General features: G+C 34.8%; 16 protein-coding genes. 14 read left to right on the top strand and 2 right to left on the bottom strand.

Features of this window, described 5'->3' with window-relative positions; all coding sequences use genetic code 11:
* Positions 1–14: 14 nt before the first annotated feature.
* Positions 15–989, bottom strand: a complete 975-nt coding sequence (locus CLV73_RS09180; protein WP_100376533.1) for a ribonucleotide-diphosphate reductase subunit beta — start codon at positions 987–989, stop codon at positions 15–17.
* Positions 990–1,419: 430 nt separating this feature from the next.
* On the opposite strand from CLV73_RS09180, the gene CLV73_RS09175 reads away from it, so the two are divergent.
* From CLV73_RS09175 to CLV73_RS09155, 5 genes are all read left to right on the top strand, one after another.
* Positions 1,420–2,109: an ABC transporter ATP-binding protein gene (locus CLV73_RS09175; RefSeq protein ID WP_100376532.1), complete on the top strand. Its 690-nt coding sequence runs from the start codon at positions 1,420–1,422 to the stop codon at positions 2,107–2,109.
* An 86-nt stretch (positions 2,110–2,195) separates the two neighbouring features.
* Entirely contained in the window at positions 2,196–3,425 is a 1,230-nt protein-coding gene (locus CLV73_RS09170) for an ABC transporter permease (RefSeq protein ID WP_100376531.1), read from the top strand.
* A 51-nt stretch (positions 3,426–3,476) separates the two neighbouring features.
* Positions 3,477–4,745, top strand: coding sequence for an ABC transporter permease (locus CLV73_RS09165; RefSeq protein ID WP_185116765.1), 1,269 nt, complete (start codon positions 3,477–3,479; stop codon positions 4,743–4,745).
* 81 nt (positions 4,746–4,826) lie between these two features.
* Positions 4,827–6,029 (top strand): efflux RND transporter periplasmic adaptor subunit, encoded by a 1,203-nt coding sequence (locus tag CLV73_RS09160; protein ID WP_185116764.1) that lies wholly within the window; start codon positions 4,827–4,829, stop codon positions 6,027–6,029.
* 130 nt (positions 6,030–6,159) lie between these two features.
* Positions 6,160–7,686, top strand: a complete 1,527-nt coding sequence (locus CLV73_RS09155; protein WP_100376529.1) for a glycosyltransferase family 39 protein — start codon at positions 6,160–6,162, stop codon at positions 7,684–7,686.
* A gap of 30 nt (positions 7,687–7,716) precedes the next feature.
* Here the strand turns inward: CLV73_RS09155 and CLV73_RS09150 are convergent, their stop codons facing one another.
* Entirely contained in the window at positions 7,717–8,091 is a 375-nt protein-coding gene (locus CLV73_RS09150) for a Fur family transcriptional regulator (protein ID WP_100376528.1), read from the bottom strand.
* Between the two features lie 84 nt (positions 8,092–8,175).
* Between CLV73_RS09150 and CLV73_RS09145 the strand changes: the two genes are divergently transcribed.
* From CLV73_RS09145 to CLV73_RS09105, 9 genes are all read left to right on the top strand, one after another.
* A complete protein-coding gene (locus CLV73_RS09145) occupies positions 8,176–9,075 on the top strand; it encodes an NAD(P)/FAD-dependent oxidoreductase (protein WP_100376527.1) in 900 nt (299 codons plus the stop codon).
* A 136-nt stretch (positions 9,076–9,211) separates the two neighbouring features.
* Positions 9,212–9,538: an ArsR/SmtB family transcription factor gene (locus CLV73_RS09140; RefSeq protein WP_100376526.1), complete on the top strand. Its 327-nt coding sequence runs from the start codon at positions 9,212–9,214 to the stop codon at positions 9,536–9,538.
* Between the two features lie 59 nt (positions 9,539–9,597).
* On the top strand, positions 9,598–10,071 hold the full coding sequence (locus tag CLV73_RS09135) for a DUF6428 family protein (protein WP_100376525.1): 474 nt from the start codon (positions 9,598–9,600) through the stop codon (positions 10,069–10,071).
* 132 nt (positions 10,072–10,203) lie between these two features.
* A complete protein-coding gene (locus tag CLV73_RS09130) occupies positions 10,204–10,620 on the top strand; it encodes an arsenate reductase ArsC (protein ID WP_100376524.1) in 417 nt (138 codons plus the stop codon).
* A 106-nt stretch (positions 10,621–10,726) separates the two neighbouring features.
* On the top strand, positions 10,727–11,992 hold the full coding sequence (gene glyA, locus CLV73_RS09125) for a serine hydroxymethyltransferase (protein WP_100376523.1): 1,266 nt from the start codon (positions 10,727–10,729) through the stop codon (positions 11,990–11,992).
* Positions 11,993–12,056: 64 nt separating this feature from the next.
* Complete coding sequence (locus CLV73_RS09120) at positions 12,057–12,518, top strand: regulatory protein RecX (RefSeq protein ID WP_185116763.1); 462 nt, start codon at positions 12,057–12,059, stop codon at positions 12,516–12,518.
* A 74-nt stretch (positions 12,519–12,592) separates the two neighbouring features.
* The gene (locus tag CLV73_RS09115; RefSeq protein WP_100376522.1) at positions 12,593–15,553 is read left to right on the top strand and encodes a beta strand repeat-containing protein; all 2,961 of its coding nucleotides are present in this window, start codon (positions 12,593–12,595) and stop codon (positions 15,551–15,553) included.
* Between the two features lie 8 nt (positions 15,554–15,561).
* Positions 15,562–15,798, top strand: a complete 237-nt coding sequence (locus tag CLV73_RS09110; RefSeq protein ID WP_100376521.1) for a hypothetical protein — start codon at positions 15,562–15,564, stop codon at positions 15,796–15,798.
* A gap of 243 nt (positions 15,799–16,041) precedes the next feature.
* Positions 16,042–17,997: a polysaccharide biosynthesis protein gene (locus CLV73_RS09105; protein ID WP_100376520.1), complete on the top strand. Its 1,956-nt coding sequence runs from the start codon at positions 16,042–16,044 to the stop codon at positions 17,995–17,997.
* Positions 17,998–17,999: the final 2 nt, after the last annotated feature.

Genomic DNA, 17,999 nt, shown 5'->3' with positions numbered 1-17,999 from the left:
TTTTCAATTCAATCTTAGAAAAGATCGTTTGCAGTAATACTCTTATCGTGCTTCGTGTAATCTACCGGTCTTTTTGCAAAGAAATCATCCATAGAGTTAGCGAATACTTCTTCTTCGAACCAAACCATCGGTCTGTATTGTTCCGGAGAAACGTTGTATTTTGTATTCATGTTGATTTTCTTTAAACTGTCGTCAACACGATATTTCATGAAGTTTAGAAGATCTTCTTTTGAAAAAACGCTTAACTCGCCCAATTCAAAAATCCAGTCAAGGATTTCACCTTCCAGTTCTACAGACTGATCAACCAAAGTATAGATGTCTTCGATATCTGAATCGGTTAATAAACCAGGTTGCTCTTCACGGATTTTATTGATTAAGTAAATTCCTGCATTCGCGTGAATCTGCTCGTCAACGGAAGTCCAGGCAATGATATTGGAAACGTTTTTCATATATCCTTTAAATCTTGTGAAAGAAAGGATAATAGCAAACTGAGAGAAAAGCGAAACGTTTTCAATCAGAATACTGAATAATAAAAGAGAAGACACATATTCTTTAGGCGTTGCAGAATTGGCGTGTTTCAAAACATTCGATAAGAAATCAATTCTCTTTTTTACAGCTGGAATTTCTACCACGTTTGAAAATTCTTCATTATACCCTAAAACTTCCAAAAGTCTTGAATACGCTTCTGAATGTCGGAATTCACATTCTGCAAAAGTCGCTCCCAAGCCATTTAGTTCAGGCTTTGGTAGATGATTGTACAGATTTCCCCAGAATGTCTTTACTGATACCTCGATCTGTGCAATGGCCAGCAATGCATTTTTTACTGCATGTTTTTCATGAGGTTCAAGTTGTGAATGAAAATCCTGAACATCTGCAGTAAAGTCTACTTCCGAATGCACCCAAAACGATTTGTTGATCGCTTCTACGAATTGAAGAACCTCCGGATATTCAAATGGTTTATAACTTACTCTTTTATCAAAAATTCCCATATTAAAATAATGTCTTTAAAATTTTACAAAAAACGATCCGTGTGAATAACATTCAAGAAATAAATAATGGATTGATTTTCAAATGGTTGTTTAATAAACTTATCCACCTGAATTTTCCCTTCATCTCTTGTGACCTGCGAAGCACAAAGTTAGAAAACGGTAATCTATTTTGAAAGGGGAAAAGCTTAAATGTTTGAATTTTAAAGCTAAAAGTTTTCCACATTTGTTAGGAACCTGCTCTATCATTGGTTTCGAGATACTTAGCTTTAAAAATTAAATGATTTAGCATGTTTTTAATTAAACATTTTAATTTAAAATATTGATTTTAAATTATATAAGTATTAAACAACTAAATATTTTAATTAATTGTAATTCTTGTAACAAAATAAAAATATCTTCTACTTATAAGAAAACTAAATGAAATCACTTAATGTTAGTAATTCAGAATTTACATAAATCATACGATACAGGTAAGAGTAAACTGCACGTTCTCAAGGGGATCAATCTGAATATTGATGAAGGAGAATTTGTTTCTATCATGGGAAGCTCGGGTTCGGGAAAGTCTACTCTTCTTAATATTATTGGTATTTTGGACGAAAAAGATTCGGGAACTTATGAACTGGATGGTGTTCCTATTGAACACCTGTCTGAAGTGAAAGCTGCAGAATACAGAAGTAAGTTTTTAGGATTTATTTTTCAGTCTTTTAATCTGATCGGCTATAAAACTGCATTGGATAATGTGGCACTTCCTTTATACTATCAGAATGTATCGAGAAAAGAGAGAAATCAGAAAGCTATGGAATATTTGGAGAAAGTAGGTTTGGCTCAATGGGCAAATCATCTTCCGAATGAGCTTTCCGGAGGACAAAAGCAAAGAGTTGCTATTGCGAGAGCTTTAATCACAAATCCAAAAGTCGTTTTGGCGGATGAACCCACTGGAGCTTTAGATTCTAAAACGACGCACGATATTATGAAACTTCTTCAGGATATTAATAATGAGGGAAAAACAATCATTGTTGTAACGCACGAACCTGATGTAGCTGCGCAGACGAAGAGAAATGTTATTCTGCGTGACGGGATCATAGAAAGTGATGAGTTTATAAAGCAAGTTGTTTTATAGAAAACTTAATAATGAAAGAGCTTGAATATTAAACATGATCATGATGCTTTAATATTTCAATTTTTTAATCTTTTAATAATAAAAAAATGTTCGACCTAGATCGTTGGCAGGAAATATTCAGTTCGATTCGCAGTAATGTATTGCGAACGGTGCTTTCCGGTTTTACCGTGGCTTTAGGGTTATTTATTTTTATTGTGCTTTTCGGAATTGGGACAGGGCTTCAGAATGCTTTCACACAAGGCTTTGCGAGAGATGCTCAGAATTTGATTTCGATTGTTACAGGAAAAACAACCATTGCCTATAAAGGGCTTCAATCTGACAGGACTGTCACGATGAATAATTCTGACTACGATTTCCTGGTAAATGTAGATAAAGAAAAAGTAGGAAGCTCTACACCCAGGTATACCGCAAACCTATTAGTAAAGTATGGTAAAGAAAGTGGGAATTATCAAATTAACGGAGCAGAACCTGAAGAGAAAATCATCGAAAATCGGAAAATGCTGGACGGTCGTTATCTGACACCAACAGATTTGGAAAGAAAGCAAAATGTTGCGGTAATTGGAAGAATGGTGCAAAGGGATTTAATTAAAAACGGAAGTCCGATTGGAAAAGAATTAAATATAAACGGTACGATGTTTAAAGTTGTAGGCGTTTTTTCCGATGACGGTGGTGACTGGGATGAAAGGCATATTACAGTTCCTATCACGACATTGCAGCAAATGAAAAAAGGTTCTGATACGGTTAGTATAAATTATATCGCTTATAATGATAAATTAAGTCCGCAGGAAGCTATAAAATATGGTGACGAATTAAAAGAAAGATTAAAAGCCAGAAAAAATGTTTCTCCTAACGACGAAAATGGTGTGAGAGTCTGGAATAATGCTCAAAACATGAACGATACGTTTACCTTCATGGCGGTTCTTACGGCAATTGTAGGATTTATAGGTATGGGAACATTGTTGGCGGGGATTATCGGAATCAGTAACATTATGGTTTATATCGTGAAAGAAAGAACTAAAGAAATCGGAGTTCGAAAGGCTATTGGTGCAAAACCGAGAAGTATTGTTGCTTTAATCGTTCAGGAAAGTGTTGTGATAACAGTAGTTTCAGGCTTTGTAGGAGTAGGATTGGGTGTTTTAGCTTTAAATTTAATCGGAAATAATCTTGAAGAATATTTTATTAAAAGTCCGAGTGTAGGATGGGGAACGATTGTTATGGCATTCATCGCGTTGGTTTTTTCAGGATTGATTGCAGGGTTTGTACCTGCATATAGAGCATCGAGAATTAAGCCGATTGAAGCGTTAAGAACAGAATAGTTTAGACTGTAAGTGATTATTAATAATTCATCATCAATAATTTAAATAAAAGTGAACATAATATTTAAAAAAGATACTTGGCAGGAAATTTATTATTCATTGAGAAATAATAAGCTTCGAACATTCCTTACCATGATTGGTGTGGGTTGGGGTATGTTTTTGTATGTAAGTTTGCTTGGAGCAGCAAAAGGGATGGAAAACGGTTTCGATAAATTGTTTTCAGGATTTGCAACTAATTCTATTTTCCTTTGGGCTCAGAATACATCGATTCCTTACGATGGTTTCCCGAAAGGAAGACAGGTTCATCTGAAACTTGAAGATATTGAAATATTAAAAAGGAAAATTCCGGAAATAGACTACATTTCTCCTCAGAATTCAAGGGGAAATTTTGGAAATGCAGGAGAGCAAATGTCCAGAAACGGAAAATCTGCCACCTATACTTTGAATGGTGATTATCCTTTGGGAAATAAAATCTCAGAGAAAAAATTAATATTCGGAAGATATCTCAACGATGCGGATATTTCACAAAATAAAAATGTTGTAGTGATCGGAGAAGAGGTGTACAAAAACTTTTTTGATGCTAAAAAGAATGAAAATCCATTGGGAAAATCCATTAACATTAAAGGTATTTTCTTTAATGTGATAGGAGTTTTCAGGGTGAAAAAAGGAGGAGGAATGGAAAACGACCAAACGGTTTTTATCCCGCTTTCAACTTTTACAAAAATGTATAATAATGGTGATAATGTGGATTTTTTTGCTATTGTAAGCAAACCAAATGCAGATGTAAATAAGGTAGAGGAAAAAGTAAGGCAACAATTGAAATCCAAAAATAATGTGTCACCGGATGATACGAATGCTTTCGGAACTTTTAATCTTGGAAAAGAATTTAAAAAACTGACCGGATTTTTATCGGGAATGCAGCTTTTAACAATCATTGTTGGAACATTAACGATTCTTGCGGGAGTAATTGCTATTTCGAACATTCTATTAATTACGGTAAAAGAAAGAACCAAAGAAATTGGAATCAGAAGAGCTCTGGGTGCAAAACCTTCTGAAGTGAGAAACCAGATTTTGCTGGAGAGTGTGGTCATTACGCTTTCGTCCGGATTGCTCGGATTCATATCGGGAATTTTTGTATTAATGATTTTAGATATTGTTACAAAGGGACAGGATTCATTTCCGTTTTATAATCCGACAGTAAATTACGGAAACGTTTTCGCAGCAATGGCGGTAATGGTTATTCTGGGATTAATCATCGGAATGATTCCAGCACAGAGAGCTGTAAAAATCAGACCAATTGAAGCTTTAAGAACAGAATAATTTGAAAATAAATCAATTTGAAAATTTGATGATGGAAAGTCATCTTTCAATTTAATAAAATTTAAAAAATAAACTATACATATGAAAAAGAAATTCACTTGGAAAAAAGCCATTTACATTTTCTTGGGGCTTTTATTTGTAGTGGCGTTATTCTCGGGAATCGGGTATTTGGTGAAATCAAATTCTAAAGAGAGCGAAGCTTTCCTTACTCGTAAACCTATCATTCAGAATATGGATGATAAAGTGATGGCTACCGGAAAAATTGTTCCAAAAGAAGAAATTGAAATTAAACCGAATATTGCCGGTATCATAGATAAAATTTTAGTAGATGAGGGTGATAAAGTAGAGATAGGACAGCTGATCGCAACGGTGAGAATCGTTCCGAATCTTTCTGATGTAAATAATGCCCAGCAAAATGTTGCCAACTCGCAGCTGCAGATCAACAATGCCAAGCTGAATGTAGATAATATGAGAAAGCAGTTTGAAATGCAGGCTAAATTATATAAGCAGGGAGTGGCTTCAAAACAGGAGTATTTAAATGCTCAACAACAGTTGTATTCTCAGGAACAGACCCTTAAAAATGCTCAGCAACAATTGGTGACTGCACAAAAAACATTGCAGATTGCCAAAACAGGTTCCACACCCGAATTGCAGGGACTGGCAACTACGCAGATTCGTTCCAAAGCATCTGGAACCGTGCTTGAAGTACCGGTAAAAGTCGGAAGCCAGGTGATTGAAGCTAACTCTTTTAACGCAGGTACAACTATTTGCTCCATTGCTGATCTTAATTCATTGATTTTTCAGGGAGAAATTGATGAGGCACAAGCCGGTAAGTTAAAGCAGGGAATGAGTATGAACATCGTAATTGGTGCTTTGCAGAATAAAACTTTCCCGGGAAAACTTACGATGATTGCTCCTAAAGGAAAAGATAATAACGGAACGATAAAGTTTCCGGTAGAAGGTGATGTTGAAAACCCGAATAATGAATATATCAGAGCCGGTTTTTCTGCCAACGGAGAAATTGTTTTGAAATCTGAAAAGAACGCTTTGTTATTGGATGAATCTTTGGTTCAGTATGAGAAGAAAAACGGGAAAGATGTCCCTTTTGTAGAAGTGAAGCAAAAAGACGGAAAGTTCAAAAAGACATACATTAAACTGGGAGCAAGTGATGGTATCAATGTTCAGATTCTTCCGGGATCAGGAATTGACCAGAATTCTGAAGTGAAAGTTTGGAATCCGTCCGATAAAGACAAAGAAGAATTAAAAGAAAAAGCAAAAAAATAGTAAACTAACACTATAAATTTAAACTGTGATCCTGGGATATCTTCTCAGGATTTTTTTTATTCCATTTATAATAAGTAACAGAAACACAATTTAAAATGTCTTAATTTTAAATCTATAAATAACCGGCTCCATGAAAAAAGACTACCTGATTCTCTTTCTTTTTGTTCTTGTAAAATTCATCTTACAATATTCCCTGATCGGCCCTGAATACGAACTTCACCGTGATGAATATTTACATCTGGATCAAGGTGATCATTTAGCTTGGGGATATTTGTCGGTTCCGCCTGTAAATTCTGTGTTGGCTTTTATTATTAAATCTTTAGGCAATTCTGTATTTTGGGTTAAATTTTTTCCGGCAATGTTCGGGGCTTTAACAATTGTTGTTGTCTGGAAGATTGTTGAGGAATTAAAAGGAAATTTATATTCTCAAATTCTAGCTTCAACCGGAATTCTATTATCTGTTTTGCTCCGTTTAAATATGCTTTTTCAGCCGACATCTCTTGAAGTTTTGCTTTGGACGATGCTATATTATGTTTTAATTAAACATTTTAATTCGGAAAAAGTAAAATGGCTTTACATGGCTGCTATTATTTTCGGGATCGGTTTTCTGAATAAATACAATATTGCATTTTCGGTTTTAGGATTAATTCCGGCAATGTTGATCACCCGACAACGTAAAATTTTCTTTCAAAAACATTTATACTTTGCGGGATTATTGGCTTTACTGATTATTTTACCTAATATTTTATGGCAGTATCATAATAATTTTCCGGTCATTCTTCATATGAAGCAGCTTTCGGAAAGACAGCTGGTGAATGTTGACCGTTTTAGTTTTGTGAAATCTCAGATTCTGTTTTTCTTTGGGGTGATTTTTGTGGTTGTTGCAGGATTTTATGCACTTATTTTTTATAAGCCTTTCGAAAAAATCAGATTTCTGTTTTGGGCATATGTTTTTACGATTGCACTGTTCTTGTTTTTCAGGGCCAAAGATTATTATGCGATAGGACTGTATCCTGCTTATATTGCTATAGGTTCGGTTTTTCTGGCTCGTCTTTTTGATAAAGGTTGGAAAAGACGTGTTTTAGAGCCGGTTAGTATTTTAATTCCCGTTTTGTTATTCTTGCCTTTATACAACTTAGCTTTCCCCAATAAGAGCCCTCAATACATTGTAGAGCATCCTGAAAATTATAAGAAATTCGGTTTGCTTCGTTGGGAAGATGGAAAAGATCATGCGTTGCCGCAGGATTTCGCGGATATGCAGGGTTGGAAGGAGATGGCTCAAAAAGCGGATAAAGAATATTTAAAACTGTCGAAATCCGGAAAAACTTTAGTTCTTTGTGATAATTATGGGCAAGCCGGAGCAATTAATTATTATTCCAAACAAAACGTAAAAGCAGTTTCTTTCAATGCAGATTATCTTAATTGGTTTGATCTAAGTGAAAAATATTCCAACGTAGTTCGGGTAAAAGAACCGGGTAATGGTAAAAATGAGTTGAAGGAAACGGGTCCGATTTTCGGAAAATCTGAAATAGTAGATTCAGTGACCAATCCTTTTGCAAGAGAAAAAGGGGCTACCATTTTCAGTTTTGAAGGGGCAAAAATTGATATAATGAAGAGATTACAGGATGAAATTAATGAAGAGAAAAACGGTTATTAACGTTGAAAGCTAATATCTAAATCCAGTCGATCAAGAGCAATCTTTACAATATCCCGAAATAAAGCCATTAAAATTCACCGATTGATAACCTTCGGGTAATTTAACTTCCATTTCATTTGGGAGGCATTCAATTTTGCCACATGACAAACATCTGAAGTGGAAATGATTGTGTTTATGTCTTTTTTCTGAACAATTTAAACAAATTGCAAAATAATATTTCCCGTCATCCCCTAAGATTTTATGAACAATTCCGTCTTCACAAAAACTATTCAAGACTCTGTAAATCGTTGCTCGGTCTACAGCTTCTCCCAATTGCTTCTGTAAAATTTCCTGACTCACTGCTGATTTTGAACCTTTTAATGAATCCAGAATCAGCTGTTTGGTAGCGGTGTTTCTTTTTGCCATGTTGCAAATATAAAAATTATTATTGCGATTTAGTCGCATTAGTGAAAATTTATTTTACCTTTGCAACTATCAACAAGAAATATTATGGAAAATAAGTTTGACGTCATTATCATCGGAGGAAGCTATTCCGGTTTATCAGCGGCAATGGCCTTAGGAAGATCATTACGGAATGTTTTAATCATTGATAGCGGAAAACCCTGTAACAGGCAGACTCCACATTCGCACAACTTTATTACCCATGACGGGAAAACTCCGAAAGAAATTTCAGAATTGGCTAAAGCCCAGGTTTTAGAATATAAAACAGTAGAATTTCATAACGGAGCAGTGGTAAAAATGAAAAAAGAATCTGAAGGCTTCACAATAAAGACTGAAACGGGAGAAAAATTTAATACTAAGAAACTGATTCTCGCTTCAGGAATTAAAGATCTGATGCGCAATATTTCCGGATTTGCAGAATGTTGGGGGATTTCTGTGATTCATTGCCCATATTGTCATGGATACGAAGTGAGAGGTGAAGTAACGGGAATTATGGCAAATGGTGACCTGGCTTTTGATTTTACTAAGCTCGTTTATAATTTAACGAAAGATGTGACTTTGTTTACCAATGGAAAATCAACTTTAACCGAAGAACAGACTGAAAAATTTCATCAGAATAAAATCAATATTATTGAAGATGAGATAGAAAATATTCAACATGAAAACGGATATATTCAAAAAGTCTTCTTTAAAAGCGGAAAAGAAGTTTCCTTAAAAGCATTGTATGCAAAAATCGGCTTCGAACAGAATATCAATACAGAAGATTTAGGAATTGAATTAAATGAAAATGGTTTCATTAAAGTAGATATGATGCAAAAGACAAATGTTCCGGGAGTTTTTGCGTGTGGAGATAATGTAACGATGATGAGGTCGGTTGCGAATGCTGTTGCACAGGGGAATTTTGCCGGAGCTGTTGTGAATAAGGAGCTTTCTGAAGAGGAGTTTTAGAATTTTACATATCTAATCTGTTTAAACTGATTTAAAAAAGTATAATTTTAGGATTCTATCAACCTTTGAATTAATTTTTTGAAATTTAATTGGCTGTGAAAATTTATTATCGTAATATTGCGATATAGTTTTGAATATGGGAGCAACCAAAACCGATTTTTTTACCGAACAGCAAAATAAAATGGCGATGCTTGCAAAAGCATTAGGACATCCTGCAAGAATTGCGATCATTGAATATTTAATGAAAGTGAATGAATGCATTTGCGGAGATATTGTGAATGAGCTTCCATTGGCACAGCCTACCGTTTCTCAACATTTAAAGGAATTGAAAAATGCAGGGCTAATTAAAGGGAATATTGAAGGAAATTCAATTTGCTATTGTATAGATGAGAAAGCATTTGAAGTTTTGAATGTATTTTTCTCCAATATCATCTCGACCGTAAAAAAGCAAAACTGTTGTTAAAAAATTTTTGACACTAAATATCGTAATATTGCGATATTACAATTTAAATATATACATTTATGACACTTGGAGACATCAAAGAAATTCTTCCGACATTAGACAATGTAGAATTTGAGCTTGAAAACGGGCAATTCGTACCCGAACATTTTCATGTAACAGAAATAGGAATGGTTACTAAAAACTTTATCGATTGTGGCGGAACGATTAGAAAAGAAGAAAAAGTAAATTTCCAGCTTTGGAATGCCAATGATGATGAACACCGTTTAAAACCCGGAAAGCTACTTCGTATTATTCAGCTTTCAGAAGAAAAATTAGGCATCGGAGATTTTGAAATCGAAGTAGAATATCAGGATACAACGATCGGAAAATATGATCTTGAATTCAACGGAAAACATTTTGTTTTAAAAAATAAACTAACCGCTTGTCTTGCTCAGGATGCATGCGGAGTTCCTCCTCAAAAACAGAAAATAAGTTTAAATGAATTAGCGGGAAAACAACAGAATTCTTGTTCGCCTAATTCCGGTTGCTGCTAAACTATGAAAGATAAACTGATTCGATATAAAAAACCAATAATCATCACGGCCTCAGTGATTGTTCTGCAGTTGATTTTCGGATTCGATCCTAAGTTTTGCATTATTAATATCATTTGGCTATTTGTTTAAAATATGAAAAAGAAGATACTAGTTCTTTGTACCGGCAATAGCTGCAGAAGCCAGATTGCGGAAGGTTATTTAAGGTATTTTGCTCACGAAAAAGCAGAAGTTTACAGTGCCGGAATTGAAAAGCATGGTGTAAATCCGAAAGCGATTGCCACGATGATAGAAGATGGAATTGATATTTCTCATCATACTTCCAATACTCTTGATGAATACAAAAATATTGACTTTGATTTTGTGATTACCGTTTGTGACAATGCAAAAGAAAATTGCCCGTATTTTCCGACAAAAGCGAAAATGTTTCATTATAATTTCCAGGATCCGGCAAAAGCCGTAGGGACAGAAGAGGAAATCAATCTGGTATTTGGAAAGGTTCGGGATGAGATAAAAAATTATTGTAAAAAATTCATTAATCAGGAGCTTTAATGGGATTTTGTTAAATTTTAAAACAAAAAATCATATTTCGTAATACCAAAATCTCAAAGGATTTTCCGTACATTTGGGGTGAAAAATTTCAAAACTAAAAAGTAAAATGGACATTATTTTCGACCTGATTGAAAAAGAAAGACAAAGACAAACCCATGGAATTGAGATGATTGCATCAGAAAACTTTGTTTCTGAGAACGTTATGAAAGCAATGGGAAGCGTATTGACTAACAAATATGCAGAAGGCTATCCCGGAAAGAGATATTACGGAGGATGTGAAGTAGTAGATGAGGTTGAAACTTTGGCAATCAACAGAGCAAAAGAGCTTTTTGGAGTAGATTATGTAAATGTTCAGCCACATTCTGGTTCTCAGGCCAATGCGGCAATTTACTTGGCAGTTTTGAAACCTGGAGATAAAATCATGGGAATGGATCTTTCTATGGGAGGTCACCTTACTCATGGTTCTTCCGTGAATTTCTCCGGGATTCAGTATGATGTGGTTTCTTATGGAGTTCAGCAAGAGACTGGTCTTATTGATTATGATCAAATGAGAGAAGTGGCTTTGAGAGAAAGGCCAAAAATGCTTATCGCCGGTTTCTCTGCTTATTCAAGAGATCTGGATTATGCTAAATTCAGAGAGGTTGCAGATGAGATAGGAGCTACACTTTGGGCAGATATTGCTCACCCTGCAGGTTTGGTGGCAAAAGGTCTTTTAAATAATCCGTTCGAACACTGTCATGTGGTAACTACTACAACTCACAAAACTTTAAGAGGTCCAAGAGGAGGGATGATCATGATGGGGAAAGATTTTGAAAATACTTACGGTCACAAAACACCGAAAGGAGAGATCAAAATGATGAGCCAGGTTCTGGATGGAGCAGTTTTCCCGGGAATTCAGGGAGGTCCGTTAGAGCATGTAATTGCTGGTAAAGCAGTTGCTTTTGGTGAGGCTTTGGATGATCAGTTCTTAACCTATGCAAAACAGGTACAGTCTAATGCACAGGCTTTGGCAAAAGCAATGATTGACAGAGGATTTGATATTGTAAGTGGAGGAACAGACAATCACTTAATGCTTGTTGACCTTAGAAATAAAAATGTAAACGGTAAGGAAACAGAAAAAGCTTTGGTTCTTGCTGATATCACTTGTAACAAAAATATGGTACCGTTTGATGATAAATCACCATTCACGACTTCGGGGATCCGATTGGGAACTGCAGCAATCACAACTCGAGGATTGAAAGAAAATGATATGGATACCATTGCCGGATTTATTTCTGAAGTGGTTGATAATATCAAAAATGAAGAAGTAATTACTTCTGTAAGAAAGAAAGTTAATGAATTAATGGAAGGTAAAGCATTATTCAATTATTAATATTTATCTTCGTCAACAAAATATAAGAATGGGCAATTGCTCATTCTTTTTTTATCCCTAAACTATGGAAAAGAAATCTTTTACTTTTGATGAAATTAAGCTGAAACTGGTAAATTATTGCGTTTACCAGGATCGATGCCATGCGGAAGTGGAACAGAAAATGAAGGAGTTCCTTTTGATAGAAGAAGCAAAAGAGGAAATTATGCTTTATCTTTTAAAAGAAAACTATTTAAATGAAGAAAGATTTACCCGAAGTTATATCCGTGGAAAATTTTATATCAAACATTGGGGCAGGAATAAAATCAGGTTGAATCTCAAGCAGAAACAGATTTCCGAAAAACTCATCAATTCCTGTTTTGATGAAATTGATGAAACGGATTATGAAGCAACTCTCCGAAAAATATATGAAGATTATTACAGTAAACAAAAAGGGTTGAAAGAATTTCAAAAAAAAGCAAAAACTATTAAATATGTTTTAAGTAGAGGATTTGAATATGATGAAATTTTACATTTTATTGATACTTAACATTTATATAATTTTGATATTCTTGCTTTTTAAGAAAAAATATATAGTTTTGCTACATACTTAAAAATAAAACTATGATTTCAAAATTACAACCTCTGTCAAAGATGACCTTGGCATTTTTGATGGCGCTCTTTTCGGTTTGGACGTGGGGGCAGACAACGTATACTTTCACGAGTAAAGATTGGGCGGCAACTCCTACTAACTGGACAGCTGGGAGTTCAGGAAACTTATTACAATCTGGCAGAGGAATACAAATTACCTCTAGCACTTCTGGTGCATATGGAAATAGCCCTTCTTTTTCCAATGTGTCGAAAGTAGAAGTAATATATTCTACTAATGCATCAAGTGGAGCAGGAAGCATCAGAGTAAATTCTGTTTCTTCGGCTTCGGCAACAGCCAATTCTGGTACACAGATTGGTTCTACTTTTACAATTACAGCACCTTCTTCAGGAGGGACTACTGACAAGACTGCTACTTTTACACCTGCTTCTGCCGTAACAGGAAATGTTCAAGTATATGTGGCTTGTACATCAAACAGTATTTATATCAAATCCGTAACTATAACAACAGCATCAAGTATAATACCCACGGTTACAGCTTCATCCTTTACCGGAACAATAGGAACTGCGTTTTCGCAAAGTATTCAGGCGACAGAAAATCCAACTTCCTATGCTGTAGCTAATGGAAGTAGTTTACCAGGAGGTTTATCATTAAATACAACAAGTGGACTTATTTCTGGAACTCCTACAACAGTAGGTTCTTTTACAACAGATATTACGGCAACAAATGGAGCTGGAACTTCAGCTCCGGCAACATTTAATTTTACTATTGCTAAAGGAGATCAGACATTAACTGGATTTACAGACACAGGTGTGAATTTAAGCTCTGGTTCTTCCGTTATTTTGCCATCACAGACAGATCAGGGATTAGCTGTTGTTTATAGTTCATCAAATCCTGTTATTGCTAGTTTATCTGGAAATATTCTTACTTTTTCTTCGCCAGGATCAGTATTAGTTACGGCTAACCAAGCAGGTAATAGCAATTATAATGCGCTAAACCTTACTAAAACATTTATAGCAAGCAACTCGTGTTTTGGGGAAGATTTCAGTAGTATTACTACCGGTAATAATACGAGTACTTCAGGTTCTTCAACAGCCTGGGGCGGAAATTCTAACTTCCCAACATTAAGTTCTGCCTATTCAGCAGGTGGAGCGGTGAGACTTGGATCCGGGAGCTCTTCAGGATCAATTACTTCTAAAGTGTTATCAAATATTGCAGGTACTATTACTGTTTCTTTCGCGGTTAAAGGATGGAGTAGTGTTGAAGGAGATATTAATGTAACAGTAGGTTCTCAAACTCAAACGGTAACATATAGTAATATTATATCTTCAGGTTCTTTTGAAAATAAATCAGTTATTTTTTCAAATGTTCCAATTGGGTCAACTTTAAATATTGCTACAACGAGCGGGAGAGCGTTTATTGATAACGTAAGTATCTCTTGTGGAGACTCAACAGTATGGAATGGGACGGCATGGTCGTCAAATGCTCCAACATCAACAACAGATGCTATTATCAATGGGACTTATTCAACAACGTCTAATCCTCCAATCACAGCTAAAAATATTACAGTTAAAAGTGGAGCAGTACTAGAGGTTACCTCTGGGAATACAGTGAGTGCTGTTGACGTAAAAATTGAAGACGGTGGTAACCTTATTCAAAGAGACGGTTCTACTTTAACTAATACAGGAGCTTTTAACGTATTGAAAAATACGACAAGTGCTGCTAATAAATATGTATTCTGGGCATCACCAACGGCTTCTCAAAATATGTACGGAATTCATACATCTACGCCACAGTATGTAATGACTTATAATAGCGATACAGACTATTATACGACTTTGAGTAATCCTGCAACTTCTACACCTGGAGTAGGATACTCAGTAAAAATGCCGGTAGCAAATGCCGCAGCTACTTTTGGAGGTGCTACTGCACAGCCAAACAATGGAAATGTGGCAGTTAACTTAAATAATACTTCTACAAACAAATATAATTTGATTGGAAATCCATATCCGTCAAATCTTGATCTGAATGCATTTTATAACGCAAACTCCTCTTCTGTGAATTCTACATTCTGGTTCTGGGATAATACAAGCAATAATGTAACTACACAAACAGGAAATACAACAACCAATGTTGGATATGCTACATACAATGCAGCAGGATCCGGAACATGGACAGAAGCTCCGTCTTCTTTAGCATCACATTCAGGAAGTTCGGCTGCAGTAGGACAAGGTTTCATTGTTGAAGCAACAGGAACCACAGCAACATTTACCAACGCAATGAGGGTTTCCACTACTGGAAATACATTTAATAAATTGAATGGTAATGATACAGGTAAGTTTTGGTTAAAACTGGCAACCCCTTATGGAAGTCATACTACATTAGCTGTTAATTATGAATCAGGAGCACAAAATACATTTGATAAGTTTGATTCAAGAGCTATGGGAATGGGATCAGATGCCTTCTATAGTATTGTGGGAGCTGAAAAATTAGTAATTCAGGGAAAATCACCATTTACTATTGATGATGTTGTACCATTAGGAAATAAACATTTTGAAGGAGGTAACTTTGTCATTTCACTGACTCAAAAAGAAGGTATTTTCAATAATGGACAGGCAATTTACCTTCATGATAAAGAATTAGGTACTTATACCAATCTTCAGAACGGAAACTATAGTTTCTCAGCTAACGCAGGTGAATTCACTAATAGATTCGAAATTGTATATAAACTTGGAGCTTTAGCAACTCAGGAAATTGAAAAAACAACTTTTGAAGTATACAGAGACGGAGAAGATTTTGTTGCTAGAAATTCTAAAAATATTGAGAGAATAGAAATATTTGATGCTTCAGGTAGAAAAATAGTAGAATTAAAACCAAACACTAGCTCTGCTAAATTCAAGCTAGAAATAAAAGGAATGTATATTCTGAAAGCATTATCGGCAGGTAAAGAGTATACCCAAAAATTAATTAAATAAGAAAGAATATGAAAAAGATAATAATTATAGGTTCAATAGTTTTTTCAGGTCTTACTTTTGCACAAGATTCAGATAATCCTTATATATATGATGAGCCAAAACAAACTTCGGAAGTCGAAAAAAGCCCGGGAGAGCCCGGCGATCCTTCTGCACCGATAGATGAGCAAGTTCCATTTTTGATAGTAGCAGCTATAGGAATGGCGATTGTTTTTGTCAAACGCAAGAAATCAGTTGATTCTTTTTAATGATGATATTTACTTCCCAAAGCTTCTTAGCTTTGGGATTTTTATATTGTTTATGATCTAAATTAATAACCAAAATAACTAATTAATTTATGTTGAAATAGATATGAATTTCTATTATTATATAGATTTTTTTATTGTTTTTAATATTATATTAACCAAATGAAAAATAAATTCAAGACTAAGTGATAAGAATGAATAATATTATTATCTTTGTCCCAAAATTATAAAACCAATTGATGTTGAATGAAAAAGCTGCTTGATGCTTTTAGGGTACTGTACGATGGGGATAACATATTGAAGATTACTAAGTTAAGATATGTCCCTCGTTGGTTAGTTATTATCATAGATGTTCTTATTGTACTGTTTTCTATAGTGCTCTCTTCTCTGTTTTTAGAGAAGCTACATGTAAGAGATAGTTTTCCGGAATACACATTTCAAAAAATAGGAGGAATCATTCTTATTAACTTACTGTTTATGTTTGTATACAAAACATATGCAGGAATTATAAGGCATTCAACTTTTTTTGATTTTTTTAAAATCATGTTTTCATCAGGAAGTACTCTGATAACACTTCTTACTATTAATTATTGTGCAGAAATACTGTTGGGAAAAGCTCCATATCTTTATCCTAATCTATTTCTATACTTTTTTATTTCTGTTTCGGCAATGTTCTTTTTTAGAATGGTGACAAAACAGTTTTTCAATATGCTGATCGATTATAAAGGATTTTCATATAAAGTAAAAGTTGCTGTTATAGGAGTTGGAGATGCATCAGTTTCAGTGGCGAGAGCTATCATGCATAACCCTAGCTATCCTTATAGGCTCTATGGTTTTTTGACAAAAAGATCAGATTCTAACCGTGCAATGTTATTAGGTCATAAAATATACAATCAGGAACATTTCTTTAAAAATGAAAATTTGATTAGAAAGTTTGATGCAGTACTGATCATTAAGGAAATCATGACAAAGCAGGAACTTGAAGAATGGATGACTTTGGCATTGGATAATGGCTTAAAAGTTTTGAAAGCACCTTCATTGAGTAAAATGAGAGATTCTGATTTGGTAGGCGGAATACGTCAGCTTCAGATTGAAGACTTGTTGAACCGTAAGCCTATCAAGATTGAAAATGAAGAAGTGAAAAAAAGACATTTCAGTAAAAATGTTTTGGTTACAGGAGGGGCTGGGTCTATTGGAAGTGAGATTGTAAGACAGGTGGCTCAATTTAACCCATCTCTGATTGTTGTACTGGATCAGGCAGAATCTCCCTTATATGAGCTTGAACTGGAATTAGTAGAAAAATTTCCGGATCAGAATTTTAAATTTATATTGGCAGATATTTCAAATAAATATAGATTAGAAAAAATATTTGAAGAGTATCAGTTTTCAATGGTGTATCACGCTGCAGCATACAAGCATGTACCTTTAATAGAGGATAATCCTCACGAGGCAATTTTTGTTAATGTGTTAGGAACTAAAAATGTAGCTCAGCTTTCAAAAGAATATAAGGTTAACCGTTTTGTAATGGTTTCTACAGATAAGGCGGTAAATCCTACGAATGTTATGGGAGCTTCAAAAAGAGCCGCGGAACTTTTTGTACAATCTTTACAGAATTCAAAAGGGAATGTAACAAAATTCATAACAACCCGTTTTGGGAATGTATTAGGATCAAATGGTTCGGTAATCCCTCATTTTAAAAAACAGATCGAAAAAGGAGGTCCTATTACCATTACTCATCCTGATATTATACGTTACTTCATGACAATTCCTGAAGCTTGTGAACTTGTGTTGCAGGCTGGAACAATGGGGAATGGTGGGGAAATTTACGTCTTTGATATGGGGGAACCTGTTAAAATTTTAGATTTGGCAAAAAGAATGATAAAATTATCAGGATTTACACCAGATTTAGATATCAAGATCAGTTTTATAGGCTTAAGACCAGGAGAAAAACTGTACGAAGAATTACTGAGTGACAATGCAACAACAATTCCTACGCATCATGAGAAAATCATGATTTCTAAGGACCCGACAATGGAATTTGAAGAGATTGATATATTATGTTTGCAGATTGTTAAGTCAGCGGTTAAGCGGGATAGATTGGAAGTAGTAAGGATATTAAAGAAGATTGTACCAGAATTTATAAGTAATAATTCGGAATTTGAGGTGTTGGATAGTAAAGATGAGGAATTTATAATTCCATAAAG

The sequence above is a fragment of the Chryseobacterium geocarposphaerae genome, from assembly GCF_002797535.1.
Lineage (GTDB): Bacteria > Bacteroidota > Bacteroidia > Flavobacteriales > Weeksellaceae > Chryseobacterium > Chryseobacterium geocarposphaerae.
This window is presented reverse-complemented; position numbering and strand designations above follow the sequence as displayed.